Here is a 1,717-nt window from a genome sequence, read left to right as displayed (position 1 = left end):
GCCATATGCTCGTCTACAATCGCCCGGTAGAGGTGCTGCCGTTCTTCGATCTGCGCCTTTTGCACAACACGGGCGCCGCGTTCAGCTTCCTGGCCAGCCACCCCGGCTGGCAGCGGTGGTTCTTCGCCATCGTCGCCGTAGGGGCGAGCATCGGCCTGACGGTGTGGCTGTCGCGCATTCGTGCCGACGAGAAGTGGCTTGCGATCTCGCTGCCCTTGATCATCGGCGGGGCGCTGGGCAACCTGTTCGACCGGCTGGTGCACGGCTACGTGGTGGATTTCCTGTCGTTTCACGTCGCCGGCTGGTACTACCCGGCCTTCAACGTGGCGGACATCGGCATTACCCTGGGCGCCCTCGGGCTGATCTGGGAATCCTTCATGGGCGACCGGCGCCGTCGCAAGGCCGTCCCGGCCGACAGCACCCACTAGGAGCACGCATGGACTACGTCATCGACGAGGGTATGGAGATTACCCTGCACTTCACCCTGAAGCTCGAGGATGGCACGGTGGTCGACTCCACCAGGGAGAAAGCCCCCGCCACCTTCACCTTCGGCGACGGCAACCTGCCGCCGGGCTTCGAGCACCCGATCAAGGGCCTCGCACCGGGTCAGCAGGGCGCCTTCGAGATCACCCCGGAGCACGCCTTCGGCCAGCACAACGCCCAGAACATCCAGCTGCTCAAGCGCGCCGACTTCGGCGACGAAGCGCCGGAGGTCGGCATGGTGATGTCCTTCGCCGACAAGGCGGGCACCGAGCTTCCCGGTGTGGTCAAGACCATCGATGGCGACCGGGTCGAGGTGGATTTCAATCATCCGCTGGCCGGGCGTACACTGACCTTCGAGGTCGAGGTGCTCGACGTCAGGCCCGCGACCACTCATTGAGCCCGGCACGCCGCGCGATTCGTAGCGAACCCGTTCGGCGCGCGGCTGTCAGGTAGAGCACGGGTTTTCACTCACCAAGCGATGTTTACGCATCAAGGCGCCTTTATGCACGCACCCCACTCAGAGCCTTCGGAATCGACCCATCCGATGACCATTCAGTTGGCCAATCCCCGCGGCTTCTGCGCCGGGGTGGACCGCGCCATCGACATCGTCAACCGGGCACTCGACGTGTTCGGCCCGCCGGTCTACGTACGCCACGAAGTGGTCCACAACAAGTTCGTCGTGGATTCGCTGCGCGAGCGTGGCGCGGTGTTCGTCGAGGAGCTCGACGAGGTGCCGGACGACGTCATCGTGATCTTCTCCGCCCACGGCGTCTCCCAGGCGGTCCAGGAAGACGCCGACCGGCGCGGGCTCAAGGTGTTCGACGCCACCTGCCCGCTGGTCACCAAGGTACACATGGAGGTGCTGCGCTACGCCAAGCGCGGTCAGGAGTGCATCCTGATCGGCCACGCAGGGCACCCGGAGGTCGAGGGCACCATGGGGCGCTACGATACCTCCTTCGGCGGGCGCATCTATCTGGTCGAGGACGAAGAGGACGTGGCGAAGCTCGAAGTCGCCGACCCCGCGACCCTCTCCTTCGTCACCCAGACCACGCTTTCGATGGACGATACCGCCAAGGTGATCGACGCCCTGCGCGACAAGTTCCCCGAGATCCAGGGCCCGCGCAAGAACGACATCTGCTACGCGACGCAGAACCGTCAGGACGCAGTGCGCGAACTCGCCGTTGAAAACGATCTGATCCTGGTGGTGGGCAGTCCCAACAGCTCCAACTCCAAC

The 1,717-nt window shown here is 64.9% G+C and carries 3 protein-coding genes; all 3 read left to right on the top strand.

The genetic code is table 11. The annotated features are described in order from the left end of the window. Window positions 1–428, top strand: a 428-nt coding sequence (lspA, locus tag BIS11_RS16730; RefSeq protein WP_253586605.1) for a signal peptidase II, incomplete at its 5' end; no start/stop codon positions are given. Window positions 429–436: 8 nt separating this feature from the next. Continuing rightward, on the top strand, window positions 437–880 hold the full coding sequence (gene fkpB / locus BIS11_RS16725; protein WP_253421301.1) for an FKBP-type peptidyl-prolyl cis-trans isomerase: 444 nt from the start codon (window positions 437–439) through the stop codon (window positions 878–880). A 147-nt stretch (window positions 881–1,027) separates the two neighbouring features. Continuing rightward, on the top strand, window positions 1,028–1,717 hold a 690-nt coding region (ispH, locus tag BIS11_RS16720; protein WP_253586604.1), incomplete at its 3' end, for a 4-hydroxy-3-methylbut-2-enyl diphosphate reductase.

This window comes from Halomonas sp. 707D4, from assembly GCF_024158685.1.
Lineage (GTDB): Bacteria > Pseudomonadota > Gammaproteobacteria > Pseudomonadales > Halomonadaceae > Vreelandella.
This window is presented reverse-complemented; position numbering and strand designations above follow the sequence as displayed.